This is a genomic window from Candidatus Pantoea communis (assembly GCF_011752685.1).
Classification (GTDB): Bacteria; Pseudomonadota; Gammaproteobacteria; order Enterobacterales; family Enterobacteriaceae; genus Pantoea; species Pantoea communis.
Window position 1 is genome coordinate 14,483 of the sequence record NZ_VWXC01000022.1, and the last position, 21,799, is coordinate 36,281.

Annotated in this window: 20 protein-coding genes; 8 read left to right on the plus strand and 12 right to left on the minus strand. The window is 53.4% G+C overall.

Annotation, left to right across the window (positions count from 1 at the left end; all coding sequences use genetic code 11):
* The first annotated feature begins 69 nt into the window (after positions 1–69).
* Complete coding sequence (locus F3J37_RS22735; protein ID WP_240154163.1) at positions 70–705, plus strand: TetR/AcrR family transcriptional regulator; 636 nt, start codon at positions 70–72, stop codon at positions 703–705.
* A gap of 4 nt (positions 706–709) precedes the next feature.
* Here the strand turns inward: F3J37_RS22735 and F3J37_RS22740 are convergent, their stop codons facing one another.
* The 5 genes from F3J37_RS22740 to F3J37_RS22760 all read right to left on the minus strand — a co-directional run bounded on the left by F3J37_RS22740 (position 710) and on the right by F3J37_RS22760 (position 5,508).
* A complete protein-coding gene (locus F3J37_RS22740; protein ID WP_166936003.1) occupies positions 710–1,480 on the minus strand; it encodes a 3-hydroxybutyrate dehydrogenase in 771 nt (256 codons plus the stop codon).
* Between the two features lie 14 nt (positions 1,481–1,494).
* Positions 1,495–2,886, minus strand: coding sequence for a GntP family permease (locus tag F3J37_RS22745; RefSeq protein ID WP_097117778.1), 1,392 nt, complete (start codon positions 2,884–2,886; stop codon positions 1,495–1,497).
* A gap of 66 nt (positions 2,887–2,952) precedes the next feature.
* Positions 2,953–4,137, minus strand: a complete 1,185-nt coding sequence (locus F3J37_RS22750; protein ID WP_166936004.1) for an acetyl-CoA C-acetyltransferase — start codon at positions 4,135–4,137, stop codon at positions 2,953–2,955.
* Positions 4,134–4,802, minus strand: a complete 669-nt coding sequence (locus tag F3J37_RS22755; protein WP_097117776.1) for a CoA transferase subunit B — start codon at positions 4,800–4,802, stop codon at positions 4,134–4,136. The genes F3J37_RS22750 and F3J37_RS22755 overlap by 4 nt, the downstream gene beginning before the upstream one ends.
* Positions 4,789–5,508, minus strand: a complete 720-nt coding sequence (locus F3J37_RS22760; protein WP_166936006.1) for a CoA transferase subunit A — start codon at positions 5,506–5,508, stop codon at positions 4,789–4,791. Before F3J37_RS22760 ends, F3J37_RS22755 begins: the two co-directional genes overlap by 14 nt.
* Positions 5,509–5,654: 146 nt before the next feature.
* On the opposite strand from F3J37_RS22760, the gene F3J37_RS22765 reads away from it, so the two are divergent.
* The 7 genes from F3J37_RS22765 to F3J37_RS22795 all read left to right on the plus strand — a co-directional run bounded on the left by F3J37_RS22765 (position 5,655) and on the right by F3J37_RS22795 (position 13,813).
* A complete protein-coding gene (locus F3J37_RS22765) occupies positions 5,655–6,554 on the plus strand; it encodes a LysR family transcriptional regulator (RefSeq protein WP_097117774.1) in 900 nt (299 codons plus the stop codon).
* 648 nt (positions 6,555–7,202) lie between these two features.
* Positions 7,203–7,901, plus strand: coding sequence for a LuxR family transcriptional regulator (locus tag F3J37_RS28185; RefSeq protein WP_237449301.1), 699 nt, complete (start codon positions 7,203–7,205; stop codon positions 7,899–7,901).
* Between the two features lie 18 nt (positions 7,902–7,919).
* Positions 7,920–8,462, plus strand: coding sequence for a fimbrial protein (locus tag F3J37_RS22775; RefSeq protein ID WP_166936008.1), 543 nt, complete (start codon positions 7,920–7,922; stop codon positions 8,460–8,462).
* A gap of 60 nt (positions 8,463–8,522) precedes the next feature.
* Complete coding sequence (locus F3J37_RS22780) at positions 8,523–9,260, plus strand: fimbria/pilus periplasmic chaperone (protein ID WP_166936010.1); 738 nt, start codon at positions 8,523–8,525, stop codon at positions 9,258–9,260.
* Positions 9,232–11,796: a fimbrial outer membrane usher protein gene (locus F3J37_RS22785; RefSeq protein ID WP_370662140.1), complete on the plus strand. Its 2,565-nt coding sequence runs from the start codon at positions 9,232–9,234 to the stop codon at positions 11,794–11,796. Before F3J37_RS22780 ends, F3J37_RS22785 begins: the two co-directional genes overlap by 29 nt.
* Positions 11,797–11,832: 36 nt before the next feature.
* Positions 11,833–13,119, plus strand: a complete 1,287-nt coding sequence (gene stbD, locus F3J37_RS22790) for a fimbrial usher protein StbD (protein ID WP_058961285.1) — start codon at positions 11,833–11,835, stop codon at positions 13,117–13,119.
* A complete protein-coding gene (locus F3J37_RS22795; protein WP_166936012.1) occupies positions 13,085–13,813 on the plus strand; it encodes a fimbrial assembly chaperone in 729 nt (242 codons plus the stop codon). The genes stbD and F3J37_RS22795 overlap by 35 nt, the downstream gene beginning before the upstream one ends.
* 1,483 nt (positions 13,814–15,296) lie before the next feature.
* Here the strand turns inward: F3J37_RS22795 and F3J37_RS22800 are convergent.
* Genes F3J37_RS22800 through F3J37_RS22830 form a run of 7 tightly spaced genes read right to left on the minus strand, consistent with a single transcriptional unit; the run spans position 15,297 to position 21,773 of the window.
* A complete protein-coding gene (locus F3J37_RS22800; RefSeq protein ID WP_166936014.1) occupies positions 15,297–16,625 on the minus strand; it encodes a M20 family metallopeptidase in 1,329 nt (442 codons plus the stop codon).
* 3 nt (positions 16,626–16,628) lie between these two features.
* The gene (locus F3J37_RS22805) at positions 16,629–17,573 is read right to left on the minus strand and encodes an ABC transporter permease (protein WP_166936016.1); all 945 of its coding nucleotides are present in this window, start codon (positions 17,571–17,573) and stop codon (positions 16,629–16,631) included.
* Positions 17,570–18,511: an ABC transporter permease gene (locus tag F3J37_RS22810; RefSeq protein WP_166936018.1), complete on the minus strand. Its 942-nt coding sequence runs from the start codon at positions 18,509–18,511 to the stop codon at positions 17,570–17,572. Before F3J37_RS22810 ends, F3J37_RS22805 begins: the two co-directional genes overlap by 4 nt.
* An 11-nt stretch (positions 18,512–18,522) precedes the next feature.
* Positions 18,523–19,494, minus strand: a complete 972-nt coding sequence (locus F3J37_RS22815; RefSeq protein ID WP_166936020.1) for an autoinducer 2 ABC transporter substrate-binding protein — start codon at positions 19,492–19,494, stop codon at positions 18,523–18,525.
* 17 nt (positions 19,495–19,511) lie between these two features.
* Entirely contained in the window at positions 19,512–20,279 is a 768-nt protein-coding gene (locus F3J37_RS22820; protein WP_166936022.1) for an ATP-binding cassette domain-containing protein, read from the minus strand.
* The gene (locus F3J37_RS22825; RefSeq protein WP_160866826.1) at positions 20,272–20,928 is read right to left on the minus strand and encodes a TenA family protein; all 657 of its coding nucleotides are present in this window, start codon (positions 20,926–20,928) and stop codon (positions 20,272–20,274) included. Before F3J37_RS22825 ends, F3J37_RS22820 begins: the two co-directional genes overlap by 8 nt.
* Positions 20,928–21,773, minus strand: a complete 846-nt coding sequence (locus F3J37_RS22830; RefSeq protein WP_166936024.1) for a BtpA/SgcQ family protein — start codon at positions 21,771–21,773, stop codon at positions 20,928–20,930. The genes F3J37_RS22825 and F3J37_RS22830 overlap by 1 nt, the downstream gene beginning before the upstream one ends.
* Positions 21,774–21,799: the final 26 nt, after the last annotated feature.

The window sequence follows — 21,799 nt, forward strand, 5'->3', positions numbered from 1 at the left end:
GCCCTTGTTTTATGCGCAAAAAGAGGCACTATAATGCTCAGTAAAACAGTGATATGTGGGGATTCTGCTTTGGTTGATCGTGTTGCGAGTAACATTGAGGATGTCACGGATAAGCAGGTGCGGATACTGATGGCCGCGCGCGCCGAGTTCGCTGAGAAAGGATTCGACGGTGCACGCGTTGATAGCATCGCCGAACGCGCTCATGCCAATAAGCAACTGATTTACTACTACTTCACTAACAAAGACATTCTGTTTACCCGCGTGCTGGAAGAAGCCTATCGTGACATTCGCGAGCAGGAAGCAGCCCTAAAGCTCGATCACCTCCCCGCCGATCAGGCAATTTTGCAGCTGGTGGAGTTCACCTGGCACTATTACCTGAAAAATCCCGAGTTCATTCGCCTGCTCAACAGTGAAAATCAGCTTAAGGCGCGACATCTCAAAAATTCTGACATCACCGTGCAGATTAATCAGAGCTGGAGCAGTATTACCCAGCAATTGCTGCAACGAGGACGCGCCGAAGGAAACGTGCGCGAGGATATCGATGTGATGCAACTCAACATCAATATCTCCGCGCTGGGCTTTTTCTATCTGATCAATCAGTCAACACTGTCGATTATCTACCAGCAGGATCTCAGTGCCAAAGCGGCGCTGGATGAGCGCCTGCGCGTGATGAAAGAGTGTATTGCTGCGTGGATAAAGCCGTGATGCATTACTGCGCCAGCCAGCCGCCATCCATGTTCCAGGCGGCGCCGCGCACCTGCGCACCGCCTTCACTGCACAGAAACAGCACCAGTGCTCCCAACTGCTCTGGCGTAACAAACGCCTGAGCAGGCTGTTTCTCTGACAATAACGCCAGGCGCGCGGTTTGGGCATCCTCGCCGGCTGCAATGCGTTTATCGATCTGCTGCTGCACCAGCGGCGTCAACACCCAGCCCGGACAGATGGCGTTGCAGGTGATCGGTGATTGGGCATTCTCCAGCGCAATCACTTTTGTCAGTCCTACCACCCCATGCTTCGCTGCGACATAGGCGGCTTTCTCTTTCGATGCCACCAGCCCATGCACGGAGGCGATATTTATGATGCGCCCCCAGTGACGTGCCTGCATGCCGGGTAAGGCGGCACGGCTGGTATGGAACACCGAGGAGAGATTGATGGCAATAATCGCATCCCATTTCTCCACCGGGAAAGATTCCACCGGCGCGGTGTACTGAATACCGGCGTTGTTCACCAGAATATCTACCGCACCATACTGCGCTTCCGCCCACTCAATCATCGCGGCGATTTGCTGTGGATCGGACATATCCGCCGCGTGATAATCCACTGTTGCCCCAGTGGCCGCGATAATCGCTTTCGCGTGTTCCACTTCGCCAAAACCGTTGAGTATCACCGTGGCGCCCGCTAGTGCCAGTTGCTCCGCGATACCTAATCCGATACCGCTGGTAGACCCGGTCACCAGTGCCACTTTTCCCGCTAATTGCATCGATTCATCCTCCTTCAGACAATGCCGGTGAGGTAAAACACCCCAATCACAAACAGCACGGCCAGACTTTTGATAATGGTGATGGCGAAGATGCCACCATACGCTTCTTTATGCGTTAACCCGGTGATCGCCAGCAAGGTGATCACCGCGCCATTGTGTGGCAGTGTGTCCATCCCGCCGCTGGCCATCGCCGCCACGCGGTGCAGCACTTCCATCGGAATCCCCGTGGCCTGCGCCGCCTGCACGAAGTGTTCTGCCATCGCTGCCAGCGCAATACTCATCCCACCCGATGCCGAACCGGTGATCCCCGCCAGCACGGTAATACTGATCGCTTCATTGAGCAGCGGGTTGGGAATCGCCTGCAGCACGCCAGACAGCACGACAAAGCCCGGCAACGCAGCGATTACCGCACCAAAACCGTACTCGGAGGCGGTATTCATCGCCGCCAGTAACGCACCGGCGACCGCCGTACGACTGCCTTCTGCCAGACGACCACGAATGTTGCGCCAGCCAAAAATTAGCACCACCAGAATGCCGCTGAGCAGCGCCGCCTGTACTGCCCAAATCGCGGTGGTTTTCTTAATATCGGTGAGAATCGGCGTGGGATTTCCCGGTAGCGTGACGCTGCTCTGCGCGCCGTACCATGACGGGATCCACCAGGTGAAGCAGAGATTGAGTACTCCGACCAGAATCAGCGGCAGAATGGCGATCAGCGGATGCGGCAAACGAACATCTTCCGCCGTTTCTGGCTCATTCTTCAGGTTAGTGCCATAGGGTTCCTGGTTGGCCTGTGCCCGACGGCGTTGCCGATCCAGCCACAGCAAGCCCACCACAATAATGAAGAGTGAACCGATCAACCCCAACCATGGCGCAGCCCAGGCGTTAGTGCCGAAGAAACTACCGGGAATGATGTTCTGGATTTGTGGCGTGCCGGGCAGTGCATCCATGGTGAAGGAGAATGCACCCAGAGCCACCGTGGCCGGAATCAAGCGCTTAGGGATATTGCTCTGACGAAACAGTTCTGCGGCAAACGGATAAACGGCAAAGGCCACCACAAACAGCGACACGCCGCCGTACGTCAGCAGTGCGCACACCAGCACAATCACCGGGATGGCATGGCGACGCCCCAGCAGCGCAATGGCCGCCGTGACGATCGAGCGTGAGAAGCCGGATAGCTCAATCAACTTGCCAAAGATGGCACCCAGCAGAAACACCGGGAAGTAGAGCTTCACAAAGCCCACCATCTTTTCCATAAACAGACCGCTAAACACCGGCGCGACCGCAGCCGGTTCGGTTAACAGCACCGCTAACAGCGCGGCAATCGGGGCGAACAAAATTACGCTATAGCCGCGATAGGCGGCTAACATCAGCAACCCAAGCGCAGCGAGGGCAATAACGACACTCATGTTGCTTCCTTATTATTTTGTAGGGTTGAAGGTAAAGACATTGCCAAAAATTTGAATCGGTCCGCCTCAATCCGGGCGTTCAACCGCCAGCGCGACGCCCATGCCGCCGCCAACACACAGCGTTGCCAGACCGCGCTTTCGCTCACGCTGCTGCAAGGCATGAATGAGCGTCACCAGAATGCGGCAGCCGGAGGCACCAATCGGATGCCCCAACGCAATGGCACCGCCGTTGACATTGACCCGTTCCGGCTGCCAGTTAAGCGCTTTGCCTACCGCCAGAGCCTGCGCGGCAAAGGCTTCGTTAGCTTCGATTAAGTCCACTTGATCCAGCTCCCAACCAGCCTGTTTCAGGGCTTTGTTGGTGGCAGCCACCGGGCCAATACCCATGAGCGCCGGATCCACACCAGCCATGCCGCTCCCGGTCAATCGCGCCAGCACCGGCAGCCCTAGAGCAGCGGCGCGTGATGCTGACATCAACAGCACGGCGGCCGCGCCATCATTCAGGCTGGAAGCATTACCTGCGGTCACGCTGCCGTCCTTTTTAAAGGCGGGATGCAAACGCGCCAGCCGCTCTGCTGAACTGTCCGCGCGTGGCTGTTCATCTTCACCGATCACCAATGTCTCGCCTTTAGCCTGCGCCACCGCGACAGGCGTGATTTCGGCGCGGAAGGCGCCCTGTTGCTGTGCCGCCACCGCTTTCTGTTGGGATTGCAAGGCAAACGCATCCTGATCGACACGGCTGATGTGGTATTTATCGGCCAGATTCTCGGCGGTGATCCCCATGTGATAGTCGTTAAACGCATCCCATAGACCATCGTGAATCACGCTGTCCATCAGTTGACTGTGCCCCAAACGACAGCCGCCACGCGCATCCGGCAACAGATAAGGAGATTGGCTCATGCTCTCCTGACCGCCCGCGATAATGATCTCAGCGGCACCGCTTTGAATGGCTTGCACGGCCTGAATCACCGCTTTCAGCCCTGAGCCACACACCATGTTCAGCGTGCTGGCTGGCACGCTGTAAGGCACACCCGCCGCCACGGCCGCCTGGCGCGCAGGGTTTTGCCCGCATCCGGCGGTGAGTACCTGCCCCATAATGACCTCATCGATTAGCGTGGGATCGAGCGCGGTTTGTTTCAGCAGTGTGGCAATCACCTGCTGGCCCAGTTCTGCAGCAGTAAGAGACGCCAGCGCACCGTGAAAACGGCCGATGGGCGTGCGGGTGGCTGCCACAATCACACATTCGTTCATGATGCCTCCTTTGAAAAATGCATTTCACGGACATCATCGGCGATGCGTAATTGCCCGGCCGTCTTTGCACGGATCTCATCCAGCGTGACGCCCGGCGCATACTCACGCAGCACAAAAGCGCCCTCTTCAATCTCCAGCCAGCCGAGTTCAGTAATCACTTTACGAATACAGCCGACGCCGGTAAGCGGCAAAGTGCATTCGGACAGCAGTTTTGATTCGCCATGCTTTGATGCGTGCGTCATCATCACGATGATGTTTTCCGCACCCGCCACCAGATCCATCGCACCGCCCATGCCCTTGACCATTTTTCCGGGGATCATCCACGACGCGATGTTGCCGCTGACGTCCACTTCCAGCGCGCCCAGCACGGTAAGATCAACATGGCCGCCACGAATCATGGCGAAAGACTGTGCCGAATCGAAGATTGCCGCACCCTTTCTTGCGGTCACCGTCTGTTTGCCGGCATTGATCATGTCGGCATCCAGTTCGGCTTCAGTGGGAAACGCCCCCATGCCCAATAAACCGTTTTCCGACTGCATCATCACGTCCATGCCCTCAGGTACGTAGTTGGCCACCAGCGTCGGCATACCAATGCCGAGATTGACGTAATCGCCATCGCGTAGCTCCTGTGCCACGCGCTGCGCCATCTGTTCACGCGTGAGCATGTGCGCCTCCTTCACTCAGGGTGCGTTTCTCAATGCGTTTCTCGAAGTTGCCCTGAATCAGGCGATCGACATAAATACCCGGTGTATGGATCGCCGCCGGATCCAGCTCACCCGGTGCCACAATCTCTTCAACTTCCACCACCGTGACACGGGCAGCCATCGCCATCAGTGGGTTAAAATTCTGCGCGGTGTGGCGATAGATCACATTGCCGTACCAGTCCGCTTTCCAGCCTTTGACGATGGCGAAGTCACCGCGAATCGCCTGTTCCAGAATGTAGTGGCGCCCATCGAATTCTCTGACTTCTTTACCTTCTGCCACGGGCGTGCCATAGCCGGTGGCCGTATAAAATGCGGGTATACCCGCGCCGCCTGCGCGCACTTTTTCCGCCAGCGTCCCCTGCGGCGTGAGAATCACTTCCAGCTCACCGCTCAGCATCTGCTGCTCGAACAGCGCGTTCTCACCGACGTAAGAGGCGATCATGGTTTTGATCTGCCGATTCTCCAGCAGCAGCCCGAGGCCAAAGCCATCCACCCCGCAGTTATTCGAGACCACGGTCAGCCCCTTAATGCCCTGCTGACGAATTTCGGCGATGAGATTTTCTGGAATGCCGCACAGGCCAAATCCCCCCGCCAGCAGCGTCATGTTGTCTTGCAATCCAGCCAGCGCCTGCTGATAATTGGTGACGCGTTTGTCTAATCCTGCCATTGCTGTACATCTCCTCAGCTCACCGAATAAAGCCATCCTCGCGTCACAAAAATGATTTGTTAATTTTGTTTTTATTGGCCTTTCATTTACTTTTCTTATTAATATTCTGTTAATCGTTGTTTTACATAAAGTTAACAAAAAGCAAAATGAAAATGACTATCAAGCAGTTACGCGCGTTCTTAGCGGTCGCTCACACTTTGAGTTTTGCCCAGGCCAGCGAACGTCTGGCGATTTCGCAACCGGCGCTGAGCCTGGCGATCAGCGGATTAGAAGAAGCGTTGGGTGGACCGTTGTTTATGCGCACCACCCGCCACGTATCACTGACGCCGGAAGGTGAGATCTTTTTTCCCATGGCACGACGGCTGCTGGCGGATTGGGAAAATGCCGAAGAAGCGATGCACCTGCGTTTTACGCTGCAACTGGGGAAAGTGTCGATTGCCGCCATGCCCTCTTTTGCTGGCAACCTGCTGCCTGCGGTGCTGAAGGCTTTTCGCCAGCGCTATCCCGGCGTCAATATCGCGGTGCATGACGTGATCAATGAAACGGTGCTGGAGATGGTGCAGGAGGGACGCGTGGAGATGGGTGTCGCCTTTGAGCCCGAACTGGCCGATGCGCTGCACTTCACCCCTCTGGGTAGCGACCGCTTTGTTGCCGTGGTGCCCGCTGATAGCCCGTTAGCGGAGAAGCCACAGCTGAGCTGGCGAGAACTGCTGCATCTGGATTTCATTACCTTGCAGCGTCCATCAGCGGTGCGTCTGCTGCTTGAGCAGTCACTGGCACAGGCCGGCAGAAGACTCGACGTCGCTTACGAAAGTCATCAATTGGTCACCGTGGGCAAAATGGTCGCCAGTGGATTGGGGGCCAGCGCCGTACCTGCGCTTTGTATTCAGCAGATGCGAGAACTCGGCGCGGTATGCGTGCCGCTGGTCTCGCCGCAGATTGAGCGGCGAGTGGGCATTTTGCGATTGAAACAGCACCAGCTCTCCCATGCTGCCGCCGCACTGGCACAAACCATGAGTGACGAATGTCGCTGGCCCGACTCATAATTCAGCGTTAATTCACAACGTAACCTCAACCAGACAATATTTGTCGCCTGGTCTTCCTAAATGCACAGTCTTTTTTTATCAATTAAATAAACACCAGACATTAACAATTGATTTAGCCAAATAAAATATTTCGTAGATAAATCATAGCCAGTAAGCTGAACCCTCATCCACTTTGATTAATTGCACTAATTAAAGCGGTCACAAGATTGCTAATGATATGCAAAAATCTTCTCCGCGCGGACATTTTAAGATCAAATCCACTCTGCATTAGGTGTAAGAATAATCCTAAGAGAGATAAATATCCCCTTCCATAAGGTGAACTTCATTACTCAATTACCTCGCCGCATCACAACCCACAGACCAGAGGCAGTTTTCATTACATCAAATAAAAATTAAAAATCCTGAATTCTCACTTTTCACACCAAAGATAATCAGGCTCAACACTGACGAACATCCAATTATTTAGCAATTAATGCTATCTAAATTTTGATCCCAAAAGCCGATTTTCACCATTAATCCTGGGGGATTTAGAAAGTTCTTAACTCTATAGGGGTATGAAACGATGACGATCATGCCAAGTTGAGAAAAGACAATGGAATTTTAAAAATCACCATCCCGTACAACCTAAGACTTTTCTGAGGGTAAGAAATGACTGATTTTCTTAACTCGTTGAATAAAAACAATTATCCTGCCAGGATATCCGCAGCTCTTACAGGAGCGGATGAGTTTGTTATGAAAAATACCACACGAGAGGACTTACGCTGTGCCAGTTGCAAATATGGCTGCCAGCTGACGAACCGAAACAACGATATTCTTAATCGCTGTCCAATACAAAAAATTGCGATTTGGCCGGGGAACAATCATTTCCTGATTAAAGGTGTACTTTCATTAGTCGCTGGCCGCTATGAAAGTGTGTTTTGCCGGGGATGTATATTCGTTGATTTTTCGCGAGAAAACTTACGTTATCTCACCAATAAAAACTGGATTGATTATCTGAAATCCACCGGGCTAACGATCGTTTTAGTCTCCGATCGTCCGCTGGCCGCTCTGGCTGCACACTGGATAAAGAGAGAGGGAATCCACTCCGTTATTTATTGTGAAGACCGGTTAGAGGATATCAAGAAGGTGATTAACAGTACCTATTATGGTTTAAAAGGAGGCGCAACAAGGAGAGTTAATGCACTGTCGAATGAGGAAGTGACCTTTCTGGATTTAGCCTTAAAAGGGAATTCACTTTCTGCCATTTCGATAGCAATGAACCATGAGATGAAAAAAATTTACAACATCAAAGATTCGATTCGACGAAAGACCGGTACCAGCCTTAATCAGCTGATCTCGGGTCACTAAGTAAAAGGATTACACGAAATGACGCAAACACATAAAACACTGCTTTCACTGATTATCACCGGTGCCCTTTTCTCGGCCTCTGCCGTTGCAGCGTCCGATAACACCATTAATTTCCAGGGCGAAGTGGCTGATGAAACCTGTTCCATCTCGGTGAATGGCAATGCGGCCTCACCGGTGGTGCTGATGCCCACCGTGAGTAAATCCGATCTGGCTGCCAGTGGTGATGTCGCCGGACAAACCGCCTTTACCGTAGGTTTGACCGGTTGTACCGGCAATTCAGCTTCCTCAACAAAAATTTCAACGGTATTTGTCGGCAATAACGTGACGGCCAATGGCAACCTGGCGAACACCGGCACCGCAAAAAATGTGGAGGTCCAACTGGTGGACAGTAAAGACGCGGTGATTAACCTGACGGGCGGCTATACCGGTGATGGCGACCTGACGCTTGCCGCCGATGAGACCGAATCCTCGGCCACTTATAACGCACAATATTATGCCAATGGTGTCGCCGCTGCCGGAACCGTGGCTGCTTCATTACAATACGCTGTGACTTACCAGTAATAATTAATCAGCGTACGTTCGGAAATCCGGGCGTGCGCTGCATGCCATGAGATTGTCTGTATGTATTTACGCAATGCCCTGGGCGCGTTATTTCTCAGCGTGATGTCAGCGACGGCAACAGCAAGCGTCACGCTGCTGGGCAGTCGGATTATTTATCCGGCACCCGCCAGCTCCATCAATATCCAATTTAAAAACGACGATAGCATTCCCTATGTTATTCAGACCTGGTTTGATGAGGATGATATGGATGCCAAACCACAGCAGATTAATCGCGTGCCCTTTATTACTACGCCGCCGGTATTTCGTATTCAGCCGAAATCAGGGCAGGTCGCGCGTATTGTCGTCAGCCAGCCAGACAAACTGCCTCAGGATCGAGAGTCCGTTTACTGGTTTAACATGCTGCAAATTCCGCCTGCATCACAGGCTGCCGCCGATAAGAATGCCATGACGGTCATGCTGCGCAATCGGGTGAAATTGTTTTATCGCCCGGCGGCAATAGGCAAACCGGGCAATATTTTATCGGGTATTAAAGTCCGCACTCTAATCGATCCCCATAAAGGTAGCGGATTACAGATCGATAATGCGCAGCCCTGGCATGCTTCATTCGTCGCTATTTCCCTGCGTATCGCGGGAAAAAATTATGAGTGTGAACCTGTAATGGTTGCCCCGTTCTCCGTGCATACCTGCTGGTTCAGTCATACCAAACAACGCTTACAGGGTGTAGGCAGCGTCAAACTCGACGCGATTAACGATCAGGGAGCCAGAATAAGTGAAAATTACCCCATCAACTCCCAATGAATTGAAATTCCCCTTATTCTTTCTGACCGTTTCATTCTATTTCTCAACAGCCGTGCACAGTGAAGAATATTATTTCGATCCGTCGCTGTTTAAAGGCTCAGCCTTCGGTCAGAACATCGCGCAATTCAACCAAAGCGAGTTGCCCGCGGGGCATTATCTGGTCGATGTTTATGTCAATAATGCCCTCGTGTCATCCAGCGTGAAGCTTGAATTTTTGCCCCCGGCACAAGGAAAAGAGGTCGAGCCATGCTTGCCCTTTTCGCTGGTGAAAATGTTGCCGTTAAAAAAGGTTCCAGCACAGCCAATCGATCGCGAGTGCGCCCCGCTTGCTGACTGGACGCCACAAGGGAGCTGGGCTTTTGATGCCGCCGCGTTACGCCTGAATATCACGCTGCCCCTGTCAGCGCTTAAGCGCACGCCGCGTGGTTATATTCCGCCCGAACAGTGGGATGGCGGGATGACCGCGTTATTTCTGCGCCACAACACCAATTACACCTGGACGGAAAACAGCGCGGCCGCCTACCGCTATCAATATTTGTGGAGCGGAATAACCGCAGGCACTAATGTCGCCAACTGGCAGCTGCGTCATCAGGGCAATCTTCGCTATCTCAGCAGCAGTGTGGGTGGTAGCAGCTATCGCTACAACAAGGTACGAACCTGGGTGCAACGGCCACTGACGTCGCTCAATAGCCAGCTTTCCTTTGGCGATAGCTACACAGACAGCTCGCTGTTTGGCAGCCTGCCGTTTAATGGCCTAAAACTCGCCACTGACGAACGTATGTGGCCGCAAGGCAGACGCGGTTATGCCCCTGAAATTCGAGGCATCGCCTCATCTAACGCCCGTGTGATTGTGAAACAGTTGAACAAGGTCATCTATGAAACCGTGGTGCCGCCTGGCCCGTTTATCATTGATGATCTGAACAACACCCGCAGTCAGGGGGATTTTGAAGTCGAGGTAATTGAAGCCAACGGTAAAATCGCCACCTTTACGGTGCCCTACTCCTCGGTTCCTGATTCGGTGCGTCCTGGCAACTGGCATTACTCGCTGGCGCTGGGTCGTGTGCGCCAATATTACGCTGTGAATAACGCTTTTTTTGAGGGCGTGATGCAGCGCGGCGTAAGTAATAGTTTGACGGCAACCGTCGGTTCACGGCTGGCGGAAGATTACCAGGCTTGGCTTCTGGGAGGTGTCTGGGCAACCGGAATCGGTGCGGTGGGTCTGAACACCACGTTTTCGCAGGCTAAGGCCGAAAATGACCAGCGCACCTCCGGCTGGCGTGCCGAGTTGAGTTATAGCAAGACCTTTCAGACCGGCACCAACCTGGTACTGGCCGCCCATCGTTATTCCACCCGTGGATTTCGTGACCTGCAGGATGTTTTAGGGGTTCGACGCCAGCAACAAGCGGACATCAACTACTACTCAGACTCGCTCAACCAGCGTAATCGCTTATCGGCGACACTCAGCCAATCAATGGATGCGTATGGCCTGGTCAGTTTAAGCGCCAGCACCGCCGACTATTATAATAATCAGTCACGCATCACCCAGTTGCAGTTCGGCTATAGCAACAGCTGGCGCAATATCAGTTACGGTATCAATGTGGCGCGTCAACGCACCTGGTGGAATACCCAGCAATTTAACCTGAGCGTCAACGATAACCTCGACAGCAGCCGCCAGCTGCGATACAGCGAAAATACCCTTTCAGTGAATATTTCAGTACCGCTTAACTGGGGTGCGGGTCTTTCATCTGTGGCCTACAACTACAACCAGTCAAAACAGAGCCAGTCTTCGATGGCGACACTAACAGGTTCGGCAGGCGAACAGCGTGATTTCTCCTATTCGCTCTACGGAGGAACTGAGCATTACCGCAATGGCGTCAACGGAGAAGCGAGCTCCTTTGGGGGCAACCTGCAGCAAAACACCCGTTTTGGCGCAGTCCGCGCCAACTACGGCCAGGGAGATCACTATCGGCAGGTCGGTTTAGGTACGTCTGGCACTTTACTGCTGCATCGTGGCGGTCTCACTGCGGGGCCTTACACCAGCGATACGTTCGCGTTGATCCATGCCGAGGGCGCCCAAGGTGCGACGGTGCAAAACGGACAAGGAGCCGTCATTGACTACAACGGTTATGCGCTGCTGCCCTCGCTCACCCCTTATCGTGAAAACACGGTCAGCCTCGATACGTTGCACATGCGCGCCGATGCTGAGTTAAACGGCGGAAGCCAGCGTGTGGTTCCTTATGCCGGTGCCGTGAGTCAAGTGAGTTTTGCCACCTTACGCGGCACCGCGGTGTTGATTTCACTGAATACCACCGAGGGGATGGCACCGCCGATGGGCGCCGAGGTGCGTGATGCCTCCAACACTGTGATTGGCGTTGTCGGTCAGGGAAGCCAGCTTTACGCACGCGTTCCGCATGACTCCGGCAGTCTGCAAATCAGCTGGGATGGCAAAACCCAACGCTGCGCCGTCAATTATCAAATCACCGGAAAGATGCAACAGGCGCTTATCCTCCTCAATGGTATTTGCAGGACGCTATAACTCGTGAAAATTAAATATCTCCTCGTAGTGCTGCTGATGCTGCCGCTGACGTTATGGGCAAACTGCATCAAAGTCACCAGCACCTCATCGCTTTCAGCCGCCGCTCTGGCAGCCGGCTATACCGCATCGTCCTGGACGGGTGCCTGTGATACCTGTTCAGGCAACCTGGGTTTACCTTCGGTGATCAGCATTAACAGCGGCACATCCTTTCAGCCCGCAGGATCGTTGCTGGCCAGTTCAGTCGGTTCGTTTCTCACCTCCGCCAGCAACACCGCTTACAGCCCGAATCAGATTCTCTACCGCTGTGCAGTAGCGGATGCGGGCAGTTTGTATGAGATGTACGCCACCAACGGTGACAGCGCCTATGCTGGCATGTATGCCAGCAGCGAGGTTAGCGGCGCTTATTACGACGTGGCGAAAAACGTGGCAGTGCGCATGACCAATCTGACCACCGGTGAGTATTACAGCCGCTACTGGAAGTCACGCCAGTTTACCGCCGACAGTTGGTACTCTGACGGCACCTACCTTTATATTCCGGCCAGCGCGTTTAGCAACGTGTTGTACGAGATGTTCAAAATCAGTTCAACCAGCTATTACGCCAATGGCGATAACCGCTACAGCGATCTCTGGACGCAGCCGCGCGGCTATATTGCTTTTAAAGGCCCAGGTCTGGACACCAACAGTCTGGCGGTAGGTCAGGACAGCGCCAGCTATTGGTACGGGTTTTACGGCAACTGGCCCGCCGCCTGGAGTACGTATCGCAACGTGACCTATGTGCGGGGCGCGTTGTGTGAAGTCCAGAACTACCCATCTGTGGTGCTGCTGCCAACCATCAGTGTGAACGCGCTCAAAGCAGGCGGTAGCAGTCAGGTACCGTTTTCGATCTCGCTGCAGTGCGAATCGGGCGCGCGGTCCAGCACCAGCACATCCACCAGCACTGCCGCCAATGTCGCGATGGGCTTGCTGGTGAATCAGCCCAATGCGGTGTCACAGGCGACACAGTTGGGTTTGACCACCAGCGGCGGCGGATTGACCTGGCTGCTGGATAATCAATATGGCAGCAGCGGCGTGGCCTCGGGTGTGGGCATCAAAATTTATAACGCCAGTGGTTCTGCCATTAACTTATTGCCTAACCTCGCCAGCACCGGCACCGGGAATACGCGTGGCTGGTATGCCTATACGGATCTCACCTCGCTGGTCTCTTCCGGTAGCAGCAATATTTACAGCGGTGATTTTTTGGCTTCGCTCGAAGCCATAAGTGGACAAACAGTAACAGCAGGGACAGTCAATGCGCAGTTGCAAGTGGTGGTCAGTTTTCAGTAACACATTGGCATTGAGCAGCCTGTTATTCGCTGCTCACGCCATGGCCGTGGTGAATGTGGATAGAACACGCATCATTTTTAATGCCGGTGAGAGCAGCCAGGCGCTAAATATAAAGAACGGTGCGGAAACCCCCTCCGTGGTAGAGATCTGGAGCGATGACGGTGATTTGATGCAGTCCCCGGAATTGAGCAGTGCACCCATTTTTGCCATGCCGCCGATGATGAAACTCGCACCTGATGAGCAGCGTGCAATTCGTCTGGTGCTCACTTCACGCCAGTCGTTGCCGGAAGATCGTGAGAGCCTTTACTGGCTGAATATTTATCAGATTCCCGCGCTGAGCAGGCAAACAGGCAGCGCCGAACAAAAAATCCTGTTGCCGTTGCGATTGCGGCTTAAGGTTTTTATCCGACCGGCGGCACTGGGCGTGCCTCAGCCTGAAGATGTGCAGAAGCTGCGTTTTATCGTGCACGAACGCCAGCTAACACTAGAGAATCCAACGGCGTGGTATATGAGCTTAAGATTAAAGATTGCCAATAAGCTTAAAGTGGATGATGTGCTGGTGGCGCCGTTTACAAAGCAAACCCTATTATCAACACACGCCTTACTTCCCAGCGAGACGGTGCAGTATGAAGTCATTGACGATAGGGGCAATCCAGTGAGTTTTATCACCCACACATTTGAACAGGACCATTAATTGAGGGTAATAATCCTGTCTGCAGTCTCTGCCGTGCTTTTTCGGTGCGCAACAATGATGCGCGTGATGTTTAATGCCCGAATGGCCTGATTCACACTTGCTTCGTTTATCATTCGACACGTTCGGGGAAATCTAGCGGTAAAGCTGTAAATAAAACATTAGTACGGAAAGGGATATATTTACGAATGCATGCCAAAGATTTGGCCGTGTTCATCAAGCCATTATCCATAGTGGTAATCAATCAACGTGTCAGATCAAATTTACGCGAGATATAATTACTTAGCTTAAGGCCTAGCGTAATGAATGTCGTTAACGATGTTATCATGACAATCAACTTAGAGAGTTCATATTGTGGCGTGTAATCAATAAAACCTGAAATGACACAAGCGCCACTCAAAAACCAATTTCCAATCATAATGAAAGAAAATAAAATTAAGCATTTTTTTAATAAATACATAGTTCACCTATCAGCACTCACTCAATGCTGGTGAGTGAGCAAGTAACAGCTATCGATAACAGAAATCGTCCAATCCTCAGGAATTACAGCTTCCAGAGGACTTGTCACTTCCATCATTCTCAGTGAGAGAGATTCAGCAGAAACAGTAAAACATTATTTAATAGCCCCTTGCAAATCCATATTCCACACAATCGTTTCTAAAATCTATCAAATCCAATCGCACCCCTCATCAACCAACCGACAACTCACTGATTTTATTTAACTTCATTATCATTCACTCACTGCGATAACTTATTAATTTTTGAATGCGCATCACAAAAACCCTTTCCAATTGCGATGCAAAATATCACGGAAAAATAATTTGCCGCAGGGAATGCCATACTATATTTATCGATTCCCCTTACATTATTCAGTAAAATAACCAGGCAATAAAAGCCCTTAACATAACAACAAATTACTGCAATAGCCGCAGAAAAGCCTTTTTACACTCCAATCACTCTGTTAACAACGTTCATTCAATGGGTTTTATACGACCATATTTTATATGAAGATGTTAATAGAGGTTGGAAGTGAACGTAAAAAAATAACGCATGCATCACCTGGATTGGAGGGACACATCATCTTCGATCACGAGTTGTTGCAACGCGGCCAACATATTCTGCGCAGCCACCGTTCCATACGAGTGTAGGAAGCATCACTCACGCCACCAATATGCGAAGAGAGGATCACATTACTGAACCCCCGCCAGCGGTACAGTGTGGTTCGCTGAAACTTTCCAGCGCTGCCCAATTTAGCCTGCCGGATTCCAGTGCATCCGCGAGTGACGTCTCATGGATTAATCCGCAGTCTATTGCACTTGTTCCGGAGTCATTTGCTGATATTTCGTTGGACCATCGCCATGGTGTAAATGCTCGTGGTGGCTGTAGATTGAATTGTGATCGAAGACAGGTCTTTAAAACGAAAAAACCTGCTTCGCTCCCTTAGGATGCTAAGCAGGTCATTAATACGGAGACGGGCGGAATAAAACTATTGGCTTTCGGCTACACCACACCAGCGCACCAGCGTCAGCGCTATGGCTTTGGTGCAGGCCACCAAATCGGCAATAGCTACATGCTCATTTGGCTGGTGTGACATGGCAGGATCGCCCGGTCCAAAGTTGACGGTGGGCGTCTGTCCTAGTGTGCTTGGTAGACCAATGTCACTATGCGCACCAAATCCCGCCAGCTGCGGATTGAGCGCGGCATCATTGACGCCTTGCTGAAAAGCTTCAACAAAAGGATGGTCCGCAGGAATCTCCGCACAGTCCGCGTCCAGAATCCACTCCACTTTTGCCGGGTGCTTCGCCAGATAAGGATCGAGCGCGCACACTTTGGCCACGTGCTCTTCAATTTCGCGTTTCACCTTGCCGCCCAATCCCATCTCATCTTTTTCGGCAGGGAGATATTGCACATCGATGACGATCTCCGCCCGACCGGCAATCGATGCTGGATGCTCGCCCACTTTCAATTGCGTAACGATAATCTGGTTCGGCATCTCCATCAGCGGATGATTTTTATCGGGCTGCGTTTGCCAGCGACGGTTGAGAACATCAAGCCCATCCAGCATCTGACGACACAGCATCACTGCATCGACCGGCCCGCTGCTGTCCCAGCTGTTAGGTGTGAGTTCGGCATGCCCGCCAATGCCATCAAGAATAATGCGAGCCCAGAGAATGCCGTGACAGATAGGTGAAATGCGGTTAGCTGTCGGCTCGGTCATAATACCGGCATCGGCTTTGAAGCCGCGATCCACCATCGCCAGTGAACCCATGCCACCAATCTCCTCATCCACCACCGTGGTGAAGACCACGTCTCCTGCGAGGCGGATACCGAGGTCCTGCAATAACTCCACCGCCATCAACATGCAGGCAACGCCACCTTTCATATCGACCGCACCCCGCCCGTAGACTGCGTTGTTTTTGATCACCGGCAGGAAAGGGGCGCTGTGCCAGTGCTCCGCCGGACCCGGCGGAACCACATCAATATGCCCGGTGAGCATCAGTGATTTACCGCCGCCCGCGCCAACTAGCGTGCCTCCAAGATTCGGACGCCCCTCAAATGTGCGACCTTTATTCGCACCGGGACGTCCTTCATATTGGGCATACAAGGCCGGACCATCGGGATCCCATAAGTCGGTGGTCATACCCAATGCGATGAGGCGCTGCTGTAAGTAAAGCTGGCAGTCGCGCTCTCCCGGCCCAGCTTCACGTGGGTCAACTTTGAGGATTGAGGGGAAAGCGATCAGGTCGCACAACGTCTGCGCGATGCGCTCGGCGCTGGCATCAACGTGTGCGCCAATTTTTTCAGTCAGGCTCATGAATTATCTCCGATAGATGAAAAGTCGTTGTGCCATTAACACGATGATCAATAACAAGCCCACCACACCGAGCTGCCAGACGCTGTTCAGTCCCAGCTGTAACATGCAGGTTTTAATGGTCACCAGCATCAGCGCCGCCGCCAATACCCCGACCACGCTGCCGCGCCCGCCGAAAATGGCGACACCGCCGAGCAACGCTGCAGTGAGCGATTCCAGTTCTAAGTTGACGCCGATTTCCGGTCGTGCGCTGCCTAACCAACTGAGTGAAATGAATCCGGCGCAGCCTGCTAACAGCCCACTCAGGCAGTAAACCAGCAGGCGCAGACGATCCACGGGTATGCCAACCAGACGTGTTGCATGCTCATTGAAACCACAGGCGTAAACCCATTTCCCCCATGCGCTTTTGCTCAGAATTAACCAGGCTATAAAAAAGGCAGGGATGACACAGGTCAGGAACGGCAGAGGAATCGCGAAGTTTGCCCCTCGGCCCCATTGCGCCAGTTCTACCGGAACGCCTGAGATAGCCGCACCACCGGTTAAAGCCAATGCCAGGCCAGAAAACAGGTAAAAACTGCCCAGCGTGACAATTAATGGCCATAACCGTAGTCGCGCCACCAGCAGGCCATTCAGTGCTCCGGCGGCGCTTCCGCTCAACATGCAAATCACGGGAAGCAGTGCCGGATTGATTCCCTGTTGCAGCGCCAGCATGCCGATAACAGCGGAGAGAGACACATTGCCCCCGACCGAGAGATCAATACCGCCACCGCCCGCCATGACCACCAGCGATTGGCCCAATGCCACCAGAGCAAGCAGCGTAGCGAACTGCAGGATTGAGGTGATGGACCATAAAGCCAACATCTGCGGCAGTGCGAAGACAATCCCGATGCCGAGTAGCAGCCACAATGCGACGAGTAAGGTGAGGTCAGGCGATTTATGCATGATTTTCATGCCATCCTCCTGAATGTCAGTACACGACCGCTGGCGGCCTCGCTGCTTAACACCAGCAGCAATACGGTGCCGGTGACGACCGTTTGCCATAAAGAGGGCACACCCACCAATAGCAAACCGTTCTGCAGAATGCGCAGCAGCAAAACGCCCAACAAGGTTCCGAGCAGACTGCATGAACCGCCAGTAATGCGCGTACCACCTAGTACCACTGCCGCGATTGCCTCCAGTGCCAGGCTGCCGCCCACCGTCATTTCCACATTGCGATAAGTCGCGATATAGCAGGTGGCGGCTAAGCCACAAAGCACACCGCTAATCAGGAAAGTGGCGATGCGTACCTGGGTGACCGGGATGCCTGCCAGCCTGGCTTTCTCTTCTGAATTCCCCGCTGCCAGTAACCATAATCCATAAGGCGTATGGCGCAGTGCTAGCCAAACCAGCGCCCAGACCAGCATGATCATCCATGCCATAACCGGAACACCAAATAGCGTGTGCATTAGCCCACGGGTCAGATCATCGGGCAGTCCGGATAACCATTGCCCGCCGAGCAGCACAAACAAAGCCGTGCGCCAGACGCCAAACAATCCCAACGTACCCACAATCGCCGGGATGCGACCGATTACCACCACCAGCGCGGTGAGCAGACCGGCCAGCAGGCCTATCAGCGGCCCCGCCAGCGCAGCCAGCCAGGGCGACTGCAGCATCAACAGTTGCCCAACGCCCCATGCTGCAACCCCCATGACTACGCCCACAGACACATCCACCCCGCCCATGGCAATCACCAACGTCATCCCCAGCGCGATCAGCAACAGTTCGCTGCTATTGCGTAAGATGGTGAGCAGGTTGTCCGCGGTGGCAAACCATGGCGAAAACCAGGAGAAACAGCCAACAGCCAGCAAGGCGATCGCCAATAAGGCGATCTCCCGTGAAGTCATGTGCATGTGTGTCCCCGTCAAAAATTGAACTGATCGACGTTCTCTTTGGTGAACACGGCCGGACTGCCTAGCAGCAGTACCCCCGTTTTACTGTCAAACTTTACCGGTTCCGCAAAGCTGGGCACTTTGTTCTCTGCCGCAAACGCTTTGCCATCGATCAACTGCTTACCTGCCCACACCGTCAGATAACCGAGTTTTTCTGGATCCCAAAGTACGGTGTAGCCAAACGCCCCGCTCTTCAGATAGGCCCGCGCAGTGTTCGGGCTGCAGAATCCACTGCCGATCACTTTGCCGTTTTTACCGGCGCTTTCGATGGCTTGCGCCACTCCAGGACAGGTCGTGGAAGCCATGGCGATCACCCCTTTGATATCTGGATTCGCTGACATCAAATCGGTGGTGATTTGTGCCGCACGACTGGCAGAGCCGCCGGCATACTGCGGTTTAAGCAGCGTGATATGGGGATATTTGCTCTTCACGCGTTGCTGCATGTACCCGATCCAGCTATTAAGGTTGGATGCAGTGGCTTCCCCGGAGACGATGCCGATTTTTCCTTTATCTCCCACTCGCTTCACCATCTCATCAATGATGCTGTCACCCAGTCCTTCATCGGTCGCCTGCGCGACGTAAACCGGACGTCCGCTATCAGGTGCGTCGCTATCGCTGGTGAAAAGATGCACATTGCTGGATTTCGCTTGCGCCATTACCGGCGCAATACTGGAAGCATCCAGTACGCTGATACCAATGGCGTTAACTTTCTGTGCAATCAGGTTTTGCACAATTTGCAGTTGATCCATTGGGTTGGTGTCTACCGGCCCGCTGTAGACAAACTCGACGCCCAACTCTTTAGCCGCACGCTTACCGCCCGCTTCCATGGCCTGGAAATAGGGAATGCCGATGATTTGCGGCACAAAGGCGACTTTTTCCGCCGCCAGTGCACAACCCGAGACCAGCAGTGACAGAGAACAAACAGCCGTAGCAATTCGACGCATGATAATTTCCCCTGGTGTTAGGTGTTTTCAAAGACGCGCGCATCAGGATGCGCGCCAGTAATGAGTGAAACGATTTCGTCAGGCGTGGTGTCGACATGGCGGCGTTCGGCAATTTTCCGACCACGACGAAACACCACCATGCGATCCGCCACGGCAAACACATCGCTGATGTTGTGGCTGATCAGCACCACCGCGCAGCCGCGTTCTGCCAGACGACGCGTGAGTTGCAGCACCTTCTGCGTTTCGGCCACCGCCAACGCGGCGGTGGGCTCATCCATGATCACTAACTGTGCGTTGAGATTAAGCGCACGGCAGATCGCCACCGCCTGGCGCTGACCGCCCGACAAGCTACCTACCGCTGCTTCGGCATCGGAGATGTGTGCATCCAGATCTTTCAATAGCTGATCGACCTGTTCCCGCATCGCGCGGCGTTTCAGGAAAGGGATACCCAGTACCCGGCGCTTGAGTTCGCGTCCGAGAAACACGTTCTCAGCAATCGACAGGTTTTCCGCCAGTGCCAGCTCCTGATAAATGGTGGCGATGCCGTGTTCCGCAGCCTGACGAGGCGAGGTGAATTTCACCGCTTTACCTTCGATCCACAGTTCACCCTCGCTGGCGCTATAGGCCCCCGACAGCACCTTGGTGAAGGTGGATTTCCCCGCACCGTTATCACCGAGCAGCGCCAGCACTTCGCCGCGATGGATCGATAAATTGACCTGGCTTAACGCAGTTAATGCACCAAATCGCTTACAGATATTGCGCGCTTCAATGAAGCAGCTATTCATCTTCGCCCTCCTGATAGGCCGCAGTGTGGAAGTCGATTTCCCATTGCAGCACAGTGCCGTAAAGCGTGGAGAGCCGCTGTTTCTCCTCGATGCTGAGGATTGATGCACACGCATCCAGCTCGGCTTTGAGCCACAACGCCTGTTGATGAAACTCCTCTTCGGCGTGCATATCGACCCAGCGACGGACGTCGGCATCCTGCTGACTTTGCTCGCTGACGCGTTTGCACCAGTGGTAGTACATCCACTCGGCGCCAAACATCAGCGTAATGATCTCGGCATAGCTGCCCTGCTGCGCCACTTGCAACATGCCATCACGAAACGTGGTGACGCCCGGTAAGTCATCGGGATAATCCTCGGGGTGGATATCGCGCCTGGCCAGCACCGTTTCGAACCAGGCAATCTGGGTGTCTACCAACGCGTTGAGTACGCCAATCAACCAGCGCTGTTGCCGAATATCGGGCGCTTTACTGACGGCCAACGCAAAGATGGCAATCGCGGTGGCGACAAAGTTGCCTTCAAACACCAGATAGCGGTTGAATACGCTGTCGGGCAGTTGATCCTGTTCGATATCCCGCACAAATCGATGCTGCTGCATCTCTTGCCACACCTGCTGATGCTGTTCGAGAAGTTGATCGGTAAAACTGAGCATCACGCCTCCTCCAACGCGGCCTGCGCCACGGACATAAAGTGTTTTACCCGCGCTAACTCCACCTCGTTCCACCACACGCCATCCACTTTCATGGTGCTGGCAACAATCACGCCTTGCGTACGCCCTAATATCTGGCAGACGTTAGCCGGGGTAACGCCCGAGCCCACCAGCAGCGGCAATTCAGTAGCAACACGGATTTCATCAATTTCACTCAGCGTGGCGCTGTCGCCTGTGCGCTGTCCGGTGGCGATCACCGCATCGGCTTCAAAAAAGTCGACATCTCGCGTCAGTTCCTGGATGGAACGGTCGGCCACAATGGCATGGCTGCCGTGTTTGACATGGCTGTCAGCGAAGACACGAATGTGGTCGGCACGTAGTTGATTGCGATAGCGCAGCGCTTTGGCCGCCGCACCTTCAATAAAGCCTTCGTTAGCGATGTAGGCATTCGCCCACTGGTTAACACGCACAAAACTCGCACCCCCCGCCAATGCTGTTGCAATTGCGGGAATAGCGGCATTGGCTAATACGTTAATGCCAAGCGGTGCGCCAAAGCGTTCGCGAATTTTTTCTGTGATAACCGCCAGGAATGCTGCTGTTTCCGGACCAATATCTTCAGGTTTCGCAAAAGGAATATCGCCATGATTTTCAACGATCAATCCATGTACGCCGCCTGAAAGGTAGTTTTCCGCGTCACGCAGGGCGCGATCGATAATATCTCTCACAGGTTTACCGCGATATTTCGGCGCGCCGGGAAAGGCATCACAATGAATAACGCCAATCACCGCTTTCTTACGTGAAAAAATATCTTGTATCGCGTTACTTTTTTCTGCTGATATAGAAGCCATCTCTTTCACCTTATTAACGAGAAACC